The organism is Nocardioides conyzicola, from assembly GCF_039543825.1.
Classification (GTDB): domain Bacteria; phylum Actinomycetota; class Actinomycetes; order Propionibacteriales; family Nocardioidaceae; genus Nocardioides; species Nocardioides conyzicola.
Genome location: NZ_BAABKM010000001.1, coordinates 36,583 through 51,441 on the forward strand (window position 1 = coordinate 36,583; position 14,859 = coordinate 51,441).

General features: G+C 71.5%; 16 protein-coding genes. 4 read left to right on the forward strand and 12 right to left on the reverse strand.

What is annotated here, in order from left to right; genetic code table 11:
• Nucleotides 1-3: 3 nt before the first annotated feature.
• The 6 genes from ABEA34_RS00185 to ABEA34_RS00210 form a co-directional block, all read right to left on the reverse strand.
• A complete protein-coding gene (locus tag ABEA34_RS00185) occupies nucleotides 4-972 on the reverse strand; it encodes a hypothetical protein (RefSeq protein WP_345518021.1) in 969 nt (322 codons plus the stop codon).
• Nucleotides 969-1,904 (reverse strand): bifunctional riboflavin kinase/FAD synthetase, encoded by a 936-nt coding sequence (locus ABEA34_RS00190; RefSeq protein ID WP_345518023.1) that lies wholly within the window; start codon nucleotides 1,902-1,904, stop codon nucleotides 969-971. Before ABEA34_RS00190 ends, ABEA34_RS00185 begins: the two co-directional genes overlap by 4 nt.
• Nucleotides 1,905-1,926: 22 nt before the next feature.
• Entirely contained in the window at nucleotides 1,927-2,796 is an 870-nt protein-coding gene (gene truB, locus ABEA34_RS00195) for a tRNA pseudouridine(55) synthase TruB (RefSeq protein ID WP_345518025.1), read from the reverse strand.
• Nucleotides 2,793-3,269 (reverse strand): 30S ribosome-binding factor RbfA, encoded by a 477-nt coding sequence (gene rbfA, locus ABEA34_RS00200; protein WP_345518027.1) that lies wholly within the window; start codon nucleotides 3,267-3,269, stop codon nucleotides 2,793-2,795. Before rbfA ends, truB begins: the two co-directional genes overlap by 4 nt.
• A gap of 76 nt (nucleotides 3,270-3,345) precedes the next feature.
• Entirely contained in the window at nucleotides 3,346-6,198 is a 2,853-nt protein-coding gene (gene infB, locus ABEA34_RS00205) for a translation initiation factor IF-2 (protein ID WP_345518029.1), read from the reverse strand.
• A 137-nt stretch (nucleotides 6,199-6,335) separates the two neighbouring features.
• Complete coding sequence (locus tag ABEA34_RS00210) at nucleotides 6,336-6,656, reverse strand: YlxR family protein (RefSeq protein WP_345518031.1); 321 nt, start codon at nucleotides 6,654-6,656, stop codon at nucleotides 6,336-6,338.
• 78 nt (nucleotides 6,657-6,734) lie between these two features.
• Here ABEA34_RS00210 and ABEA34_RS00215 point away from each other — a divergent pair, with 78 nt between their 5' ends.
• Nucleotides 6,735-7,502, forward strand: coding sequence for a glycoside hydrolase family 16 protein (locus tag ABEA34_RS00215; RefSeq protein WP_345518033.1), 768 nt, complete (start codon nucleotides 6,735-6,737; stop codon nucleotides 7,500-7,502).
• A 16-nt stretch (nucleotides 7,503-7,518) separates the two neighbouring features.
• Here the strand turns inward: ABEA34_RS00215 and ABEA34_RS00220 are convergent, their stop codons facing one another.
• The 3 genes from ABEA34_RS00220 to rimP are packed head-to-tail and all read right to left on the reverse strand — an operon-like array spanning nucleotide 7,519 to nucleotide 9,760.
• Nucleotides 7,519-8,280 carry an acyl-CoA thioester hydrolase/BAAT C-terminal domain-containing protein gene (locus ABEA34_RS00220; protein ID WP_345518035.1) on the reverse strand — a complete coding sequence of 254 codons (762 nt, stop codon included), beginning with the start codon at nucleotides 8,278-8,280 and terminating at the stop codon, nucleotides 7,519-7,521.
• Nucleotides 8,280-9,260, reverse strand: coding sequence for a transcription termination factor NusA (nusA, locus tag ABEA34_RS00225; protein WP_345518037.1), 981 nt, complete (start codon nucleotides 9,258-9,260; stop codon nucleotides 8,280-8,282). Before nusA ends, ABEA34_RS00220 begins: the two co-directional genes overlap by 1 nt.
• On the reverse strand, nucleotides 9,260-9,760 hold the full coding sequence (rimP, locus tag ABEA34_RS00230) for a ribosome maturation factor RimP (protein WP_425576840.1): 501 nt from the start codon (nucleotides 9,758-9,760) through the stop codon (nucleotides 9,260-9,262). The genes nusA and rimP overlap by 1 nt, the downstream gene beginning before the upstream one ends.
• A gap of 86 nt (nucleotides 9,761-9,846) precedes the next feature.
• Between rimP and ABEA34_RS00235 the strand changes: the two genes are divergently transcribed.
• Both ABEA34_RS00235 and ABEA34_RS00240 read left to right on the forward strand, forming a co-directional pair.
• Nucleotides 9,847-10,245 carry a hypothetical protein gene (locus ABEA34_RS00235; RefSeq protein ID WP_345518039.1) on the forward strand — a complete coding sequence of 133 codons (399 nt, stop codon included), beginning with the start codon at nucleotides 9,847-9,849 and terminating at the stop codon, nucleotides 10,243-10,245.
• Nucleotides 10,242-10,688, forward strand: a complete 447-nt coding sequence (locus tag ABEA34_RS00240) for a ferritin-like domain-containing protein (RefSeq protein ID WP_345518041.1) — start codon at nucleotides 10,242-10,244, stop codon at nucleotides 10,686-10,688. The genes ABEA34_RS00235 and ABEA34_RS00240 overlap by 4 nt, the downstream gene beginning before the upstream one ends.
• Nucleotides 10,689-10,852: 164 nt before the next feature.
• On the opposite strand, the gene ABEA34_RS00245 is transcribed toward ABEA34_RS00240, so the two are convergent.
• Nucleotides 10,853-11,554 (reverse strand): HAD family hydrolase, encoded by a 702-nt coding sequence (locus tag ABEA34_RS00245; protein WP_345518043.1) that lies wholly within the window; start codon nucleotides 11,552-11,554, stop codon nucleotides 10,853-10,855.
• 24 nt (nucleotides 11,555-11,578) lie between these two features.
• A complete protein-coding gene (locus ABEA34_RS00250) occupies nucleotides 11,579-12,430 on the reverse strand; it encodes an alpha/beta fold hydrolase (protein ID WP_345518045.1) in 852 nt (283 codons plus the stop codon).
• A 53-nt stretch (nucleotides 12,431-12,483) separates the two neighbouring features.
• Between ABEA34_RS00250 and ABEA34_RS00255 the strand changes: the two genes are divergently transcribed.
• On the forward strand, nucleotides 12,484-13,089 hold the full coding sequence (locus ABEA34_RS00255; protein WP_345518047.1) for a TetR/AcrR family transcriptional regulator: 606 nt from the start codon (nucleotides 12,484-12,486) through the stop codon (nucleotides 13,087-13,089).
• On the opposite strand, the gene ABEA34_RS00260 is transcribed toward ABEA34_RS00255, so the two are convergent.
• A complete protein-coding gene (locus ABEA34_RS00260) occupies nucleotides 13,079-14,845 on the reverse strand; it encodes a proline--tRNA ligase (protein ID WP_345518049.1) in 1,767 nt (588 codons plus the stop codon). The genes ABEA34_RS00255 and ABEA34_RS00260 overlap by 11 nt on opposite strands.
• Between the last annotated feature and the right edge of the window lie 14 nt (nucleotides 14,846-14,859).

The window sequence follows — 14,859 nt, forward strand, 5'->3', positions numbered from 1 at the left end:
CCTCTACCTGTCCCGCAGGGCCAGGTAGACCGCGCGCACGCCGACGGCCCGCTCGAGCTCACGCATCACGCTGCCGAAGAACTGCTCGCGGTAGGCCTCGTCGGTCACGGTCGACACGGTCAGGTAGAGGCCGGAGAAGGCCGCGAGGAACGTCGAGACCTGCAGCAGGGCGCGCGAGGTGTTGAACGTCGGGTCGGTCTGCCAGGCCTCCATCACGTCGCCGCTCATGATGATGCTGCCGAAGAGCACCAGGAACGCGAAGACCGACAGCGAGAGCAGCAGCACCTGGACGAACTGGACGATGATCAGCACCAGGATCAGGTTCCAGCGCTCGTAGCCCGTGACCTCGGCGTACGACGCCGGGTCCGCGTCCGGGTCGTCGAGCAGCTCACGCGCGGCCTCGGCCAACGGCGTCTTCGCGCAGGTGCGGAGCAGGAACGCGTCGTCGACCTCGTCGTCGGCGCGGTCCACCTCCTCGGGCAGCCGGACGAAGAGGAAGCCCACGGCCAGCGTGGCGAAGAGCAGCACCACGAGCCACAGCGCGCCGACGGTCAGGTTGCCGCCGACCTGCCACATCTCGGTGTTGATGAAGAGGAACGTGATCGCGAGCAGCAGCAGCGGCAGCGCCCGGGTCGTCATCGGGAGCAGCAGCCGCAGGCTGCCGGACGTCCGGCTGAGCGCCCAGCCGACACTCGAGCGGGCCCGCAGCGCGGTGAGCGCGTACCAGAGCGCCGCCAGCAGCACGATGGCCAGCAGCACCGCCGGCCCGGCGCTGATCTCGTCGGAGAACCACGCGAGGCCGACGCCGGCGGCGATCGCGAGCACGACCACCGCCACCAGGAGCGGCAGGGTGCGACCGGGGCGCAGCGCAGCGCGTACGGCGGCCCGCTCGTCGGGCACGAAGTAGGGCAGGCCGTGCTTCTGGAACCAGAGCTCGGCCGCGGCCAGCGGCTCGACCGGCTCGGCCGTCATCCGACCAGCAGCTCGCGCGCGCGGTCGACGTCGGCCGTCATCTGCTCGACGAGTGACTCGACGGAGTCGAACGCCACCATGCCGCGCAGCCGCTCGACGAAGCTCACCTCGACCTCCACGCCGTACAGCTCCAGGTCGGTGCGGTCGAGCACGTAGCTCTCGACGCGTCGGTCCCGGACGCCGTTGAAGGTCGGGTTGGTGCCGACGCTGATCGCGGCCGGGTAGCGCTCCCCCGTGTCGAGGCGCCGCAACCAGCCGGCGTAGACCCCGTCGGGCGGCCCGGCGGTCATCGAGCTGGTCGGCACGTTGGCGGTCGGGAAGCCCAGCCCGCGGCCGCGCTGGTCGCCCTGGACGACCACGCCGCGCACGGCGTACGGACGTCCGAGGGCCTCGGCGGCACCGGCGACGTCGCCGGCGGCCACGCTCATTCGGACGTACGTCGAGGACCACACCTGCGGACCGCCGTCGAGCGGGATGCCCTCGGCGGTGAAGCCGAGCCGCGCACCCACCTCGCGCAGCGTGGCCACGTCGCCGGAGGCGCGGTGGCCGAAGCGGAAGTTGGCGCCGACGACCACGGCCGCCGCGTGGAGGGTGTCGACGAGCACGCGCTCGATGAACTCCTCCGGCGACCAGCCCGCGACGTCGCGGTCGAATGGCACGGCGAGGACGTGGTCGGCGCCGACGGCGCCCAGCAGCTCGGCGCGGACCTCGAGGGAGGTCAGCATCGTCGGAGCGTGCTCGGGGCGGAGCACCGCCATCGGGTGCGGGTCGAAGGTGACCGCCACGACGGGCAGCGACCGCTCGTCGGCGATCTCGCGGGCCCGGGCCAGCACGTGCCGGTGCCCGAGGTGCACGCCGTCGAAGTTCCCGATCACCACCGTGGTCGGGCCGAGGTCAGCCGGGACCTCGTCGAGGGAGCGCCAGATCTGCACGGAGGAGAGACTATCGACCGGGCTAGACGAACACGGCGACGGCCTTGGCCGTCTCACCGCGCGGCTCGTACAGGGCGAGGAACTCGCCGTCGGGCGCGAACACCGCGGTGAGCTCGTCCAGGCCGACGTCGAGGGCCCGACCGACGCGGACGTCGGCAGCCTGGGTGTCGTCGAGCTCGCGGCTGGGGAACGCGGCGCGGGCGGCGTCGGCGATCGGCATCAGCACGCCCTGCAGTCCGGGAGGGGCCTCCCCCAGCTGGTCGAGCGTGCGGGCGCTCGCCAAGTCGTAGGGTCCGACGGCGGTACGCCGCAGCGCGGTCAGGTGGCCGCCGACGCCGAGCCGGGCGCCCAGGTCGCGGGCGATGGCGCGGATGTAGGTGCCGCTCGAGCAGCGCACCGAGAGGTCGACCTCGGCGCCGCGCACGGCGCGGACCGTGAGCTCGTGCACGGTGACGGGTCGGGCCTTCAGCTCGACCTCCTCACCGTCGCGGACGCGTTGGTAGGCACGCTTGCCGTCGACCTTGATCGCGGAGACAGCCGTCGGCACCTGCAGCAGGTCGCCGACGAACTCGCCTGCGGCGGCGCGGACGACGGCCTCCTCGAGCCCGTCGGTCGACGCCGTCGCGGTGACCTCGCCCTCGGCGTCGTCGGTGGTCGTCGAGACACCGAGGCGGATCGTCGCGTCGTACCCCTTCTCGGTCAGCATCAGGTGACCGAGCAGCCGGGTCGCCCGGTTGACCCCCAGCACCAGCACGCCGGTCGCCATCGGGTCGAGCGTGCCGGCGTGGCCGACCTTGCGGGTGCCGGCCAGCCGGCGAACCCGGGACACCACGTCGTGCGACGTCATGCCGCCCGACTTGTCGACGACGACCAGGCCGGACTCAGCCGTCACTCGTCGTCGTCTTCGTCGGCCTCGTCGGCCTCGTCGTCGGCGACGACCTCGCGCGGCTTCTTGTACGGGTCCGCGTCGCCGGCGTACGTCGCGACCCGGCGGGCGGCGACCTCGTCGTCGGCCGCCTTGGCCCGGGCCAGGACCTCGTCGAGCTGGCGGGCCGTCTCGGGCAGGGCGTCCGCGATGAAGGTCAGCGTCGGCGCCGTCCGGGTGCCGAGCTGCTTGGCGACCTCGGCCCGGATGAGGCCCTTGGCCGACTCCAGCGCCGCGGCCGTGCTGGCCAGGGCGGCCTCGTCGTCACCGTCGGCACCGAGCACCGTGTAGAAGATCGTCGCCTGCTGCGAGTCGCCGGTGACCCGGACGTCGGTCACGGTGACGAACCCGAGGCGGGGGTCCTTGATCCGTCGTTCCAGCATCTCCGCGACGACGACCTTGATCCGGTCGGCGATCTTGCGGACGCGAGGGTTGCTCATGGTTCCTACTCTCTCAAATCGCCGAGTCGGCGCCAGTTTCAGGTGAACTGGCGCCGACTCGACAGTGACTAGCCGATCAGCTGCGCGGGATCTCGCGCATCTCGAACGCCTCGATGATGTCGCCTTCCCGGATGTCCTGGAAGTTGCGCAGCACCAGACCACACTCGAAGCCCTCGCGGACCTCGGACGCGTCGTCCTTCTCGCGCTTGAGCGACAGCAGGTCGAGGTTGTCGGCGACCACGGCGCTGTCCCGGAGGACGCGGACCTTGGCGTTGCGACGGATGACACCGCTGGTGACCATGCAACCGGCGATGTTGCCGATCTTCGACGAGCGGAAGATCGCACGGATCTCCGCCTGGCCGAGGGTCGACTCCTCGTACTCCGGCTTGAGCATGCCCTTGAGCGCTGCCTCGATCTCCTCGATGGCGTTGTAGATGACCGAGTAGTACCGGATCTCCACGCCTTCCTTGTCCGCCATCTCGGTCGCCTTGCCCTGGGGCCGGACGTTGAAGCCGATGATGATGGCGTCGGAGGCCGCAGCCAGGTCGACGTTGGTCTCGGTGATCGCACCGACACCGCGGTCGATGACGCGGATGTTGACCTCGTCGCCGACGTCGATCTGCGACAGCGCGTCCTCGAGAGCCTCGACCGAACCGGACACATCGCCCTTGAGGATGAGGTTGAGCTCCTGGCTCGCACCCTTCTCCATGGAGGCCATGAAGTCCTCGAGCGTCCGACGCACGCGGCGCTTGGCCTGCATGGCCGCCCGCTCGCGCGACTCGCGCTTCTCGGCGATCTGACGTGCCATCCGGTCGTCCTCGACCACGATGAACGTCTGACCGGCACCCGGGACAGCGGTGAGTCCGAGCACCATCACCGGGCGCGACGGGTCGGCCTCGGTGATGTTCTCGCCGTGCTCGTCGAGCATCGCCCGGACCCGGCCGTAGCCGGCTCCCGCGACGATCGAGTCGCCCACGTGCAGCGTGCCGCGCTGGACCAGCACCGTGGCGACCGGGCCGCGACCACGGTCGAGGTGCGCCTCGATGACGAGACCCTGGGCGTCCTGGTTGGGGTTGGCCCGCAGGTCGAGCGACGCGTCGGCGGTCAGGATGACCGCCTCGAGCAGCTTGTCGAGGTTGAGCTCGGACTTGGCCGAGACGTCGACGAACATCGAGTCGCCGCCGTACTCCTCGGGCACCAGGCCGTACTCGGTCAGCTGGCCACGGACCTTGGTCGGGTCCGCGTCCGGCTTGTCGATCTTGTTGACCGCGACCACGATCGGGACGCCGGCGGCCTTGGCGTGGTTGAGCGCCTCCACCGTCTGCGGCATGACACCGTCGTCGGCCGCGACCACGAGGATCGCGATGTCGGTGGCCTGCGCACCACGAGCACGCATGGCGGTGAACGCCTCGTGACCCGGGGTGTCGATGAAGGTGATCCGACGCTCGTTGCCGTCGACCTCCGCCGTGACCTGGTAGGCACCGATGTGCTGCGTGATGCCACCGGCCTCCTTGTCGACGACGTTGGCGTTGCGCAGCGCGTCGAGGAGCTTGGTCTTGCCGTGGTCGACGTGACCCATGACGGTGACGACCGGCGGCCGGATGGCCAGGTCGTCCTCGTCGCCCTCGTCCTCGCCGAAGCCCAGGTCGAAGGACTCGAGCAGCTCGCGGTCCTCGTCCTCCGGGGACACGACCTGGACGACGTAGTTGAGCTCCTCACCGAGCAGCTCGAACGTCTCGTCGTTGACCGACTCGGTCGCCGTGACCATCTCGCCCAGCGAGAACAGCATCTGCACCAGGGCCGACACGTCGACGCCGATGCGCTCGGCGAAGTCCGTCAGGGACGCGCCGCGAGGCAGCTTGACGGTCTCGCCGTCGCCCTTGCGGACGCGCACGCCACCGATCGTCGGGGCCTGCATGGCCTCGAACTCCTGGCGACGGGCCCGCTTGGACTTGCGCCCACGACGCGACGGGCCACCCGGGCGACCGAAGGCACCCTGGGTCTGGCCGCGCTGGCCGGGACGGTTGGGACGACCACCGCTGGGGAAGCCACCGGTGCGACCCGGTGCACCAGCACCGGCGCCGGCACCCGGAGCTCCGCGGCCGGGTGCGCCACCGCGACCCGGGGCACCGCCACCGGGGCCGCCACGAGCGCCGCCGGGGCCACCAGGACCACCGCGAGCGCCGCCGGGACCACCGGGACCACGACCGCCGGGGCCGCCACCGAAGGCGGCCGGGGACTTGGGCATCATCGCCGGGTTGGGGCGCGGCATGCCCGGGCGACCGGGCGCGCCACCGTCACGGGCGCCCGGAGGACGCGGCGGACGGTTCTCGCCGCCGGGAGCACCCGGAGCGGCAGGAGCGGCACCGGGAGCACCCTCGCGGGCCGGAGCGGGCCGACGGCCCATGCCCTGGCTGGACGCGAACGGGTTGTTGCCCGGACGGGGGGTGCCGGCGGGCTTGCCCACCGGACGGGGGGCGGGAGCCTTGGGGGTGCCGGAGGCGGCGGGCGCCTCGGGCTCGGCCGGCGGCTCGGTCGCTGCCGGAGCCTCCTCGACCGGAGCCTCGGCAGCAGCGGCCTTCTTGGGGCCGGGCTTGGGGGCAGCGGGAGACTCAGGGGCCGCGGTCTCCGCGACCGACTCGGCCACGGGTGCGGCCGCCTCGACGGGCTCCGCGACCTCGGCGGGCGCGGGAGCGGCCGCCTTCTTGGCGGGTGCCTTGGGGCCGGGCTTGGCGGGAGCCGCGGCCGGCGCCGGGGCGTCGGCCTTCAGCTTGTCGCCGACCTCCTTGCGGAAACGCATCTCCGCAGGCAACTCGACGGTGGAGCTCGCCGACTTGACGAACTCCCCCATTTCCTTGAACTTCTCGAGAACAAACTTGCTCTCGACGCCGAACTCCTTGGCGAGCTCGTGAACTCGGGTCTTAGCCACGCTTCTCCTTCTGGCCTGAGACCCGGGTCCAGAGCTGCTTGCCTGGGGGGTGATTCAGACCGTTAGTGGGGGTGCAAACTCATCGGAAAGAACTCATCGAGTGCTCATGAGCTGCTGCTCCAGTTTCTGTCGGTCGATCAGGGTTGGTGTGCGTGCGAGAGGTGCTCAGCCACCGGTGCGCTGGAGAGCCCCGTCGTGACCCGAAGGGCACGGCCGAAAGCCTTCCGGCGTACGGCGAGCTCGAAGCACTCGGCAGTGGGGTGCAGGTGCGCTCCCCGACCGGGTGCGGTGGCTGTCGGATCGGGTACGACGACCGGCTGGCCGTCTGCATCCGAGCCGGCGGTCACCCGCAACAACTCGCTCTTGGCGGCCCGCTTCCGACATCCCACACAGGTCCGGACCGGGCCCGTGAGGGCCGAGGGATCCGGGCATGCAAGAGAGCTGTGTTCACGCGCCACTGCTGTCTAGCCTAGCGCGCTCGGGCTCCGGATATCGAACCGGGGCGCCGCGCCGACCGCCTGGCCTACCGTGGACGGGTGCCCGACGGCTCCCCGTATCTCGTGGACGACTTCGACCAGGCGGACGTGGATCGCTCCACCTGGCTGACGTCCTACCTGCCGGCGTGGAGCTCACGGTCGGCGAGCGCGGCGACGTACACCGTGGAGAACTCCTGCCTGACGCTGTCCATTCCCCCGTCCCAGGGGCTGTGGTGCGCCGGCGACCACGAGCCGCCGCTGCGGGTCTCGGGCGTCCAGTCCGGGAGCTGGTCGGGCCCGGTCGGCAGCCATCGCGGGCAGCAGCGGTTCCGGGAGGGACAGGTGGTGCTCGAGGAGCAGCCGCGCCTCGAGGGATGGCTGCCGGCGTCGGGGCGGGCCGAGATCCGGTGCGCGATGACGCTCTCGCCGCGGTCGATGGCGGCGATGTGGCTCAGCGGCTTCGAGGACGACCCGGCGCAGGAGCACTGTGGCGAGCTCTGCGTGGTCGAGGTCTTCGGCAAGGACCTCGGGCCCGGGCCGTCCGCCGAGGTCGGGGTCGGGATCAAGGCGTTCCGCGACCCGGCGCTCCAGCAGGACTTCGCCGCTCCCCGGCTGCCGATCGACGTGAGCGAGATGCACACGTACGCCGTGGACTGGGACGCCTCCGCGGCGGTGTTCACCGTGGACGGCGAAGAGGTACGCCGGTGCGCGGGCCCACCGACGTACCCGATGCAGGTGATGATCGCCGTCTTCGACTTCCCGCACTGGTCGACCGGCGAGGACGACCACCTGGTGCCCGCGCTGACCGTCGACTGGGTCCGCGGGTAGGTCGCCGCGGCGCTGCTCAGGCCATGAGGACGCGCAGCACCTCGGGCCACAGCCGGCGACCCAGCTCGGCGTCGGCCGCGGGGGTGCCGCCGTGGGCCAGGTGCGACGGCGCCGGCGGGGTCTCGCCCGGGAGCACGACCCGGTGGCCGGCCTCGAGGTGGCTGACCACCGTCGTCTCCAGGCCGGCGTGGGTGCGGCGGCGCACGATCTCCTCCGCGAAGTCGAGCGACGGCCAGAGCCGGTCGTCGCCGCCTGCGGCCAGCACCACGGACCCACCGATCCGCTCGACCGGGATCCGCGCGGCGGGCACCCGGTCGGCGTACGCCTCGAGGCAGTGCTCGTAGAGGCCGACGTACTCCGGCGGGTCGCCGACCGGCGCCCAGGAGTCGTCGTACGGCACGAACGGCAACGGTTCGCCGCCACGCGTCCACGACGAGCGCTGCGGCCGCTCGGTCGACAGCGCCGCCCAGACGACGTCGCTGGGCGAGATCGCGACGACCGCGTCGACCTCCGGGTGGAGGGCGCCCAGCAGCAGCGCCGCCTCGGCGCCCCGGGAGGTGCCGAGCACCACCAGGCGGTCGCAGCGCCCGTGGAGCAGGCTGAGCGCGTCGTCGAACGACTCGAGCGGCACGCGGTCGAGGCGTTCGCCGAACCAGGCGTACGACGCGGCCGTGGCACCGGCGGCGGCGGCCAGCACCCGGCAGCGGTCCTCCTCGACCCGGCCGCTGGAGCCGGAGAGCACCAGCACGCCGGTCGGGCCGTCACCGATGACGAACATCAGCCCTCGGCGGGGACCTCGTCGTCGGAGCGGATGTCGATCCGCCAGCCCGTGAGGCGCGCGGCGAGGCGGGCGTTCTGGCCCTCCTTGCCGATCGCCAGCGACAGCTGGAAGTCGGGGACGACGACGCGGGCCGACCGGGCCTCGAGGTCGATGATCTCGACCGAGTTGACCCGGGCCGGCGACAGCGCGTGGGCCACCATCTCGGCCGGGTCCTCGGACCAGTCGATGATGTCGATCTTCTCGCCGTGGAGCTCCGACGTCACGTTGCGCACCCGCGATCCCATCGGGCCGATGCAGGCGCCCTTGGCGTTGACGCCCGGCGCGGCGGACATCACCGCGATCTTGGTGCGGTGACCGGCCTCGCGGGCGATCGCGGCGATCTCGACGGTGCCGTCGGCGATCTCGGGCACCTCGAGCGCGAAGAGCTTCTTGACGAGGTTGGGGTGCGAGCGCGAGAGCGTCACCTGGGGGCCGCGCATGCCCTTGCGGACCGACACGACGATGCACTTGATGCGCATGCCGTGCTCGTAGCGCTCCCCCGGGACCCGCTCGCCGACCGGCAGCATGGCCTCGATCTTGCCGAGGTCGACCATCACGTCGTCGGGGTTGCGGCCCTGCTGGATGATCCCCGAGATGATGTCGCCCTCCTTGCCGGCGAACTCGCCGAACCGGATGTCGTCCTCGGCGTCGCGCAGGCGCTGGAGCATGATCTGCTTCGCGGTGGTGGCGGCGATCCGGCCGAAGCCCTCGGGGGTGTCCTCGTACTCGCCGACGACGTTGCCCTCGTCGTCGACCTCGGAGGCGAGCACGGTGACGTGGCCGCTCTTGCGGTCGAGCTCGACGCGGGCGTTGTCGCGCGCTCCGGGAGTCTTCTGGTAGGCGGTGAGCAGTGCCTGCTCGATCGCTTCCACGAGCACGTCGAACGAGATCTCCTTCTCCCGCTCGAGCATGCGCAGGATGCTCATGTCGATGTCCATCAGGCCTCCTCCTCTTCCTCGTCGTCCGACTTCTGCCGGTTGAACTCCACCTGGACCAGCGCCTTCTTGACGTCGGCGTACGCCACGTCACGCCGCTCGCCGCTGACCTCCAGGGTCACCGACTCCGCGGCGGCCTCCAGGATCCGGCCGGTGAGGCTCTCGCCGTCGACGAGCGTGACCTTGACCAGCCGGCTCGCGTTGCGGCGCCAGTGGCGCTCGAGGGTGAGCGGGCGGTCGACCCCACGTGACGTGACCTCGAGCGTGTAGGGCTGCTCGCCCATGACGTCGGAGTCGTCGAGCACCCGGTTGACCTCGCGGGTCGCCTCGGCGACCTCGTCGAGGGTGACACCACCATCCTTGTCGACGGCGACCCGCAGGATCCGGCGCTTGCCGGCCGGGGTGATGTCGACGGCCTCGATGTCGAGGCCCAGGGCACGTAGGGGGTCGTCGAGCTCAGCCTCGATCCGGTCCCGAATGGCGTCCTGGTTGGTGCTGCTCACGGTCGGGCGACCTCCTTGTGCTGTTGTTGATCGTCCACGATAGCGGCTCCGGCCAGCATCGCCCGCACGGAGATAGGGTCGGCGCCGTGCCTGTCGATCCCCAGCTCTCGCGCCGCATTCTGCTGACGGCCGGCGTGGCCGGCGCAGGGCTCGCATCGGCCTGCGGCACCGCACGCCCAGCCGGCCCCGCCAGCGCCGACGATCCGGACGGATCGCTCGTCGACGAGGTGGTGGCCAGGATCACGGCGACCGCCGCTCTCGCCGGGCGGGTGCCGGGCCTGGTCGCGATGCACACAGCGCACCTCGACGCGCTCGATGCCGAGCCGCCGGTGCCGGGACGGGCTGCCCTGCCGCGACTCCGGCGCTCGGAGCAGCAGCTCCAGCGGTTCCTGGTCGGCGCCGCGATGACCGCCGAGAGCGGGCAGCTGGCCCGGCTGCTGGCCTCGATGTCGGCGGCCGTGTCGCAGCAGCTGGTGGTCCTGTGAGCACGGGCTCCCCCGGCGTCGACGCGCTGCAGACGACCCTCGCGGCCGAGCACGCTGCGATGTACGTCCTCGGCACGCTCGGCGGCCGGGTCTCGCAGTCGGCCGACCCGGCTCTGTCCACCGCGGTGACGGCGTCCTTCGAGGCGCATCGCCTCTACCGCGACCACCTGACGGCCGCGATCACCGATCTCGGTGGCGACCCGGTGGCTGCGGAGGCGGCGTACGACGTGCCGTCCGGGCTCGACCGGTCCGGGCAGATCGCCCGGGTCGCGCGCGAGACCGAGCAGTCCTGCGCGACGACGTACGCCTGGCTGGTGGCGAACACGGTCGACGACCTGCGCCGGTGGGCGATCGGGGCCCTGAACGAGACAGCGGTCCGCGTACTCACCCTCCGAGGAACTCCCGAGATGTTCCCCGGAGCAGGTGGGTACGCGGACCGCTGAGGCCTGGACTTGAGGCCCGAGAACGAGATCCGCCGGGATGTGGGGGGACTGGCGGTCCTCGCTCTTGCAAAAGCATGCAACACGGGCCCCGTTCGGCGCGAGAGAGCGCCAGACTCACGTTTCTGCATTGCACAAAAGTGCAGAAATCTGCAGCGGGAGGGTCCTCAGGACCAGCCGGCGAGGACGGCCGGGATCTCGGACAGCCGGTGCACGACCGCGTCCGGCGACCCTTCGGTGTGGCCGACCTGGGTCGGCGGGATCACGCTGTGCGGGACGTGGATGGCGCGCAGCCCGGCGTTCTGGGCCCCCCAGACGTCGTCGAAGAGGCGGTCGCCGACGTACACGCAGCGCGCGGGGTCCGTCGCACCGACGGCGTCCATCGCCGCCCGGAACGCGTCCGGTGACGGCTTCGTCCACGGGATCTCGCTGGTGTAGACGTCGCCGTCGATGAGGTCGAGCACCCCGTCGCGCCGGAAGAAGCCCTCGTGCCACGCCCGCGGCCAGATGGTGTTGGAGAGCACGCCGACCTTGATGCCGGCTGTCCGCAGCGCCTCGAAGAGCGGACCGACCTCGGGGTCGGTGAGCGTGTGCGGCTCCCAGAACTCGTAGTAGGCCGTGAGCAGGTCGGGGTCGTGCTCCAGCCCGGCCTCGGTGAAGAGGTCGGCCACGGTCGCGCTCTGCTGGTGGTCGCGGGAGCGGCCCCAGATGGTCTCGTTGGCCGCGTGCAGGCGCTCCCGGGAGACCTCGACGTCGTGGTCCGTGCTGACCGCCTGGGCCAGCGCGAGCGACTCGGCGTGGAAGTCCACGTCGTGCCACCGGGTGAGGGTGCCGCCCCAGTCGAAGATCACCGCGTCGATCCCAGCCATGGCGCCAACCTAAAGGGGCCTGCGTCAGCTCGCGAAACCGGCGATCTCGTCGGCCAGCCGTCCGGGCTGGTCGAGCGACACGAACGTCCGGGCGTCGGCGATCTCGACCAGGCGGGCGTCCGGGAACGCGGCGACCAGCCGGTGCGCGAGCTCGATCCGGAAGAACCGGTCCTCGGGCGCCCAGCAGAGCAGGACGGGTCGCTCGAACCCCGACAGCCGGGCGCCGACCTCCGCGAGCTCACCCGGACGCCAGGCACGTGCGAACGCGGCCACGTCACGCCGTACGCCGGGGTCGCGGAGGTAGGGACTCATCCACGGTTCGGTCTCCGCCGCGTCGAGGCGGCGCCGGACGAGACCGCCGAAGCCGAGCACGCTGGCTCGCATCCGTCCGGCGCGCATCGGCTGGACCGCCGCGAGCATGGTCCGCGGATGCCGCGCCAGCCGGAAGAGCAGGTCGAAGGGGAAGGGTGGGAAGACCTCGAACGCGTCGCAGTTCGTGAGCACCAGCCGGGCGATGCGCGACGGGTCCTCGTCCACGACCAGCTGGGCGACCGCTCCCCCGGTGTCGCTCCCGACCAGGATCACGTCGCGCAGGTCCAGGGTCGCGAGGAGCGACAGCACGATCCGCGCGACGCCCCGCGGCGACAGGTCCGCGTCCGGCGCCATCGAGCTCGGGTGCGCGCCCAGTGGCAGGGTCGGGGCCACCGTCCGGAACCCGCGCTCGGCGAGTCGTCCGGGGACGTCGCCCCAGACCGAGGCGTCGACCAGGAAGCCGTGCAGGAAGACCACCACGGCGCCGTCCACCGGCCCCGACTCCCGATAGTGGACCGTGCCCGTGGGGAGGTCGACGGTCCGGCGTTTCTGCGTCTCGGTCATGCTCGCCTCCGCTACGTTTCATACAAGGTGTACGTAACTTACGGACAGGTTGTATGGAAAGCAAGAGAACACAGCCGGCGCGGTCCGCGGCGACCCGCGCGGCCCTGGTCACCGCGGCCCGGCCGCTCTTCGCCGAGCGCGGGTACGCCGGCGTCGGCACCGACGAGATCGCGCGCGCTGCTGGGGTGAGCCGGGGCGCCCTCTACCACCAGTTCGCCGGCAAGGAGGAGCTCTTCGCGGCCGTCTACGAGCAGGTCGAGGCGGAGCTGACCGCGGAGATCGACGTCGCGTTCGCCGATGCGTTCGACGCCGGTCCGATGGTCGCGGTGCAGGCGGGCATCGACGCCTGGTTGCGCGCGTCGATGAACCCCGAGGTCCAGCGGATCGTGCTCATCGAGGCGCCGGCCGCCCTCGGGTGGGAGAGGTGGCGCGAGATCGGCCGGAGGTACGCCGTGGGGCTGGTCGAGGGCGCGGTCTCCGGGCTCATCTCGGCCGGCGTCTTCGAGCCGCAGCCGGTCACCCCGCTCGCCCACCTGCTGGTCGGCGCTCTCGAGGAGGGGACGCTCTACGCGGCGCGGGCCGAGGATCGGGAGCAGGCGCTCCGCGAGGTCGGCGCCGCCCTGCTCCGTCTCTTCGAGGGCCTCGCCGTCAGGACCTGACGAGCCTGACCACGTGGTCGACGACGTGGTCGGCCGCGACCTGCTCGTTGGTGCCGGCCGCCCGGTCCTTGACCTCGATCACGCCGTCGGCGAGGCCCTTGCCGACCACGACGATGGTCGGGACGCCGATCAGCTCGGCGTCCTTGAACTTCACGCCGGGGCTGATCTTGCCGGTGCGGTCGTCGTACAGGACCTCGATGCCCAGGGACGAGAGCTCGTGCGCGATCCGCTCGGCCGCCGCGAAGAGCTCGGGGTCCTTGCCGGCGGCGACGATGTGGACGTCGGCAGGCGACACCTCGCGGGGCCAGACGAGACCGAACTCGTCGAGGGTGCCCTCGGCGATCGCGGCGACCGCGCGGGAGGCGCCGATGCCGTAGGAGCCCATCGTGACCGTGACGAGCTTGCCGTTCTCGTCGAGCACCTTGAGGTCGAGCGCGTCGGCGAACTTCCGGCCCAACGCGAAGATGTGGCCCATCTCGATGCCGCGCGCCGTGTGCAGCGTGCCGTCGCCGTTGGGGCAGGGATCCCCCTCGCGGACCTCGGCGGCCTCGATGGTCCCGTCCGGCGTGAAGTCCCGACCGGCGACCAGGTCGATGACGTGGCTGCCGGCGACATCCGCGCCGGTGACCCAGCGGGTGCCCTCGACGATGCGGGGGTCGACGAGGTAGCGGATGCCGGACGCGTTCTTCTCGCCCAGCACGCCGGGGCCGATGTAGCCCTTGGCGAGCATGGGGTGGGCCGCGAAGTCCTTCTCGTCGAACGCCTCGATCTCGGCGGGGTAGACCTGCGCGTCGAGCCTCTTGAGGTCGACCTCGCGGTCGCCGGGCACGCCGATCGCCAGGGGCTCCCGCACACCGTCGGGGTGGCGCAGCACGACGATGACGTTCTTCAACGTGTCGGCGGCGTCCCAGGGCCGGTCGTCGCGGGCGAATGCCGCGTTGAGGTGGTCGACCAGCGTCTGGATGGTGGGGGTGTCGGGCGTCTGCTCGGCATGCGCGGCGGGCGCGTCGTCGTACGCCACGGGTGTGGGCGTCGGCACGCGGACCGCCTCGACGTTGGCGGCGTAGTCGCAGCTGCTGCACCGGACGTACGTGTCCTCGCCGTTCTCGGCCGCCGCCAGGAACTCCTCGGACATCGACCCGCCCATGGCGCCCGACATCGCCGAGACGATGACGTACTCGAACCCGAGCCGGTCGAAGATCCGGATGTAGGCGTCGCGGTGCTTCTGGTAGCTCGCCTCCAGGCCGGCGTCGTCGACGTCGAAGGAGTAGGAGTCCTTCATGATGAACTCGCGACCGCGCAGCAGGCCCGCGCGGGGGCGCGCCTCGTCGCGGTACTTGGTCTGGATCTGGTAGATCGACAGCGGCAGGTCCTTGTAGGAGCCGTAGAGGTCCTTCACGACGAGCGTGAACATCTCCTCGTGGGTAGGCCCGAGGAGGTAGTCGTTGCCCTTGCGGTCCTGCAGCCGGAAGATGTTGGGGCCGTACTCCGTCCACCGGCCGGTCGCCTCGTAGGGATCGCGCGGCAGCAGCGCAGGGAAGCTGAGCTCCTGCGCGCCGATGCCGTCCATCTCCTCGCGGATGATGCCCTCGATCTTGCGGAGCACCTTCAGGCCCAGCGGCAGCCAGGTGTAGATGCCGGGCGCCGCCCGGCGGATGTAGCCCGCGCGCACCAGCAACCGGTGGCTCGGGACCTCGGCGTCCGCGGGGTCCTCTCGAAGGGTCCGTACGAAGAGGCTCGACATCCGCATGATCATGCGGAGAGGTTACT

Bases quoted from the DNA above. Each gene is read 5' to 3' on its own strand.
- nusA (WP_345518037.1), bottom strand. From the start codon at position 9,260: ATGGACATCGACATGAGCATCCTGCGCATGCTCGAGCGGGAGAAGGAG.
- ABEA34_RS00255 (WP_345518047.1), top strand. From the start codon at position 12,484: ATGGAAAGCAAGAGAACACAGCCGGCGCGGTCCGCGGCGACCCGCGCG.
- ABEA34_RS00220 (WP_345518035.1), bottom strand. From the start codon at position 8,280: ATGTTCGTCATCGGTGACGGCCCGACCGGCGTGCTGGTGCTCTCCGGC.
- ABEA34_RS00260 (WP_345518049.1), bottom strand. From the start codon at position 14,845: ATGATCATGCGGATGTCGAGCCTCTTCGTACGGACCCTTCGAGAGGAC.
- ABEA34_RS00185 (WP_345518021.1), bottom strand. From the start codon at position 972: ATGACGGCCGAGCCGGTCGAGCCGCTGGCCGCGGCCGAGCTCTGGTTC.
- ABEA34_RS00245 (WP_345518043.1), bottom strand. From the start codon at position 11,554: ATGGCTGGGATCGACGCGGTGATCTTCGACTGGGGCGGCACCCTCACC.
- rbfA (WP_345518027.1), bottom strand. From the start codon at position 3,269: ATGAGCAACCCTCGCGTCCGCAAGATCGCCGACCGGATCAAGGTCGTC.
- ABEA34_RS00250 (WP_345518045.1), bottom strand. From the start codon at position 12,430: ATGACCGAGACGCAGAAACGCCGGACCGTCGACCTCCCCACGGGCACG.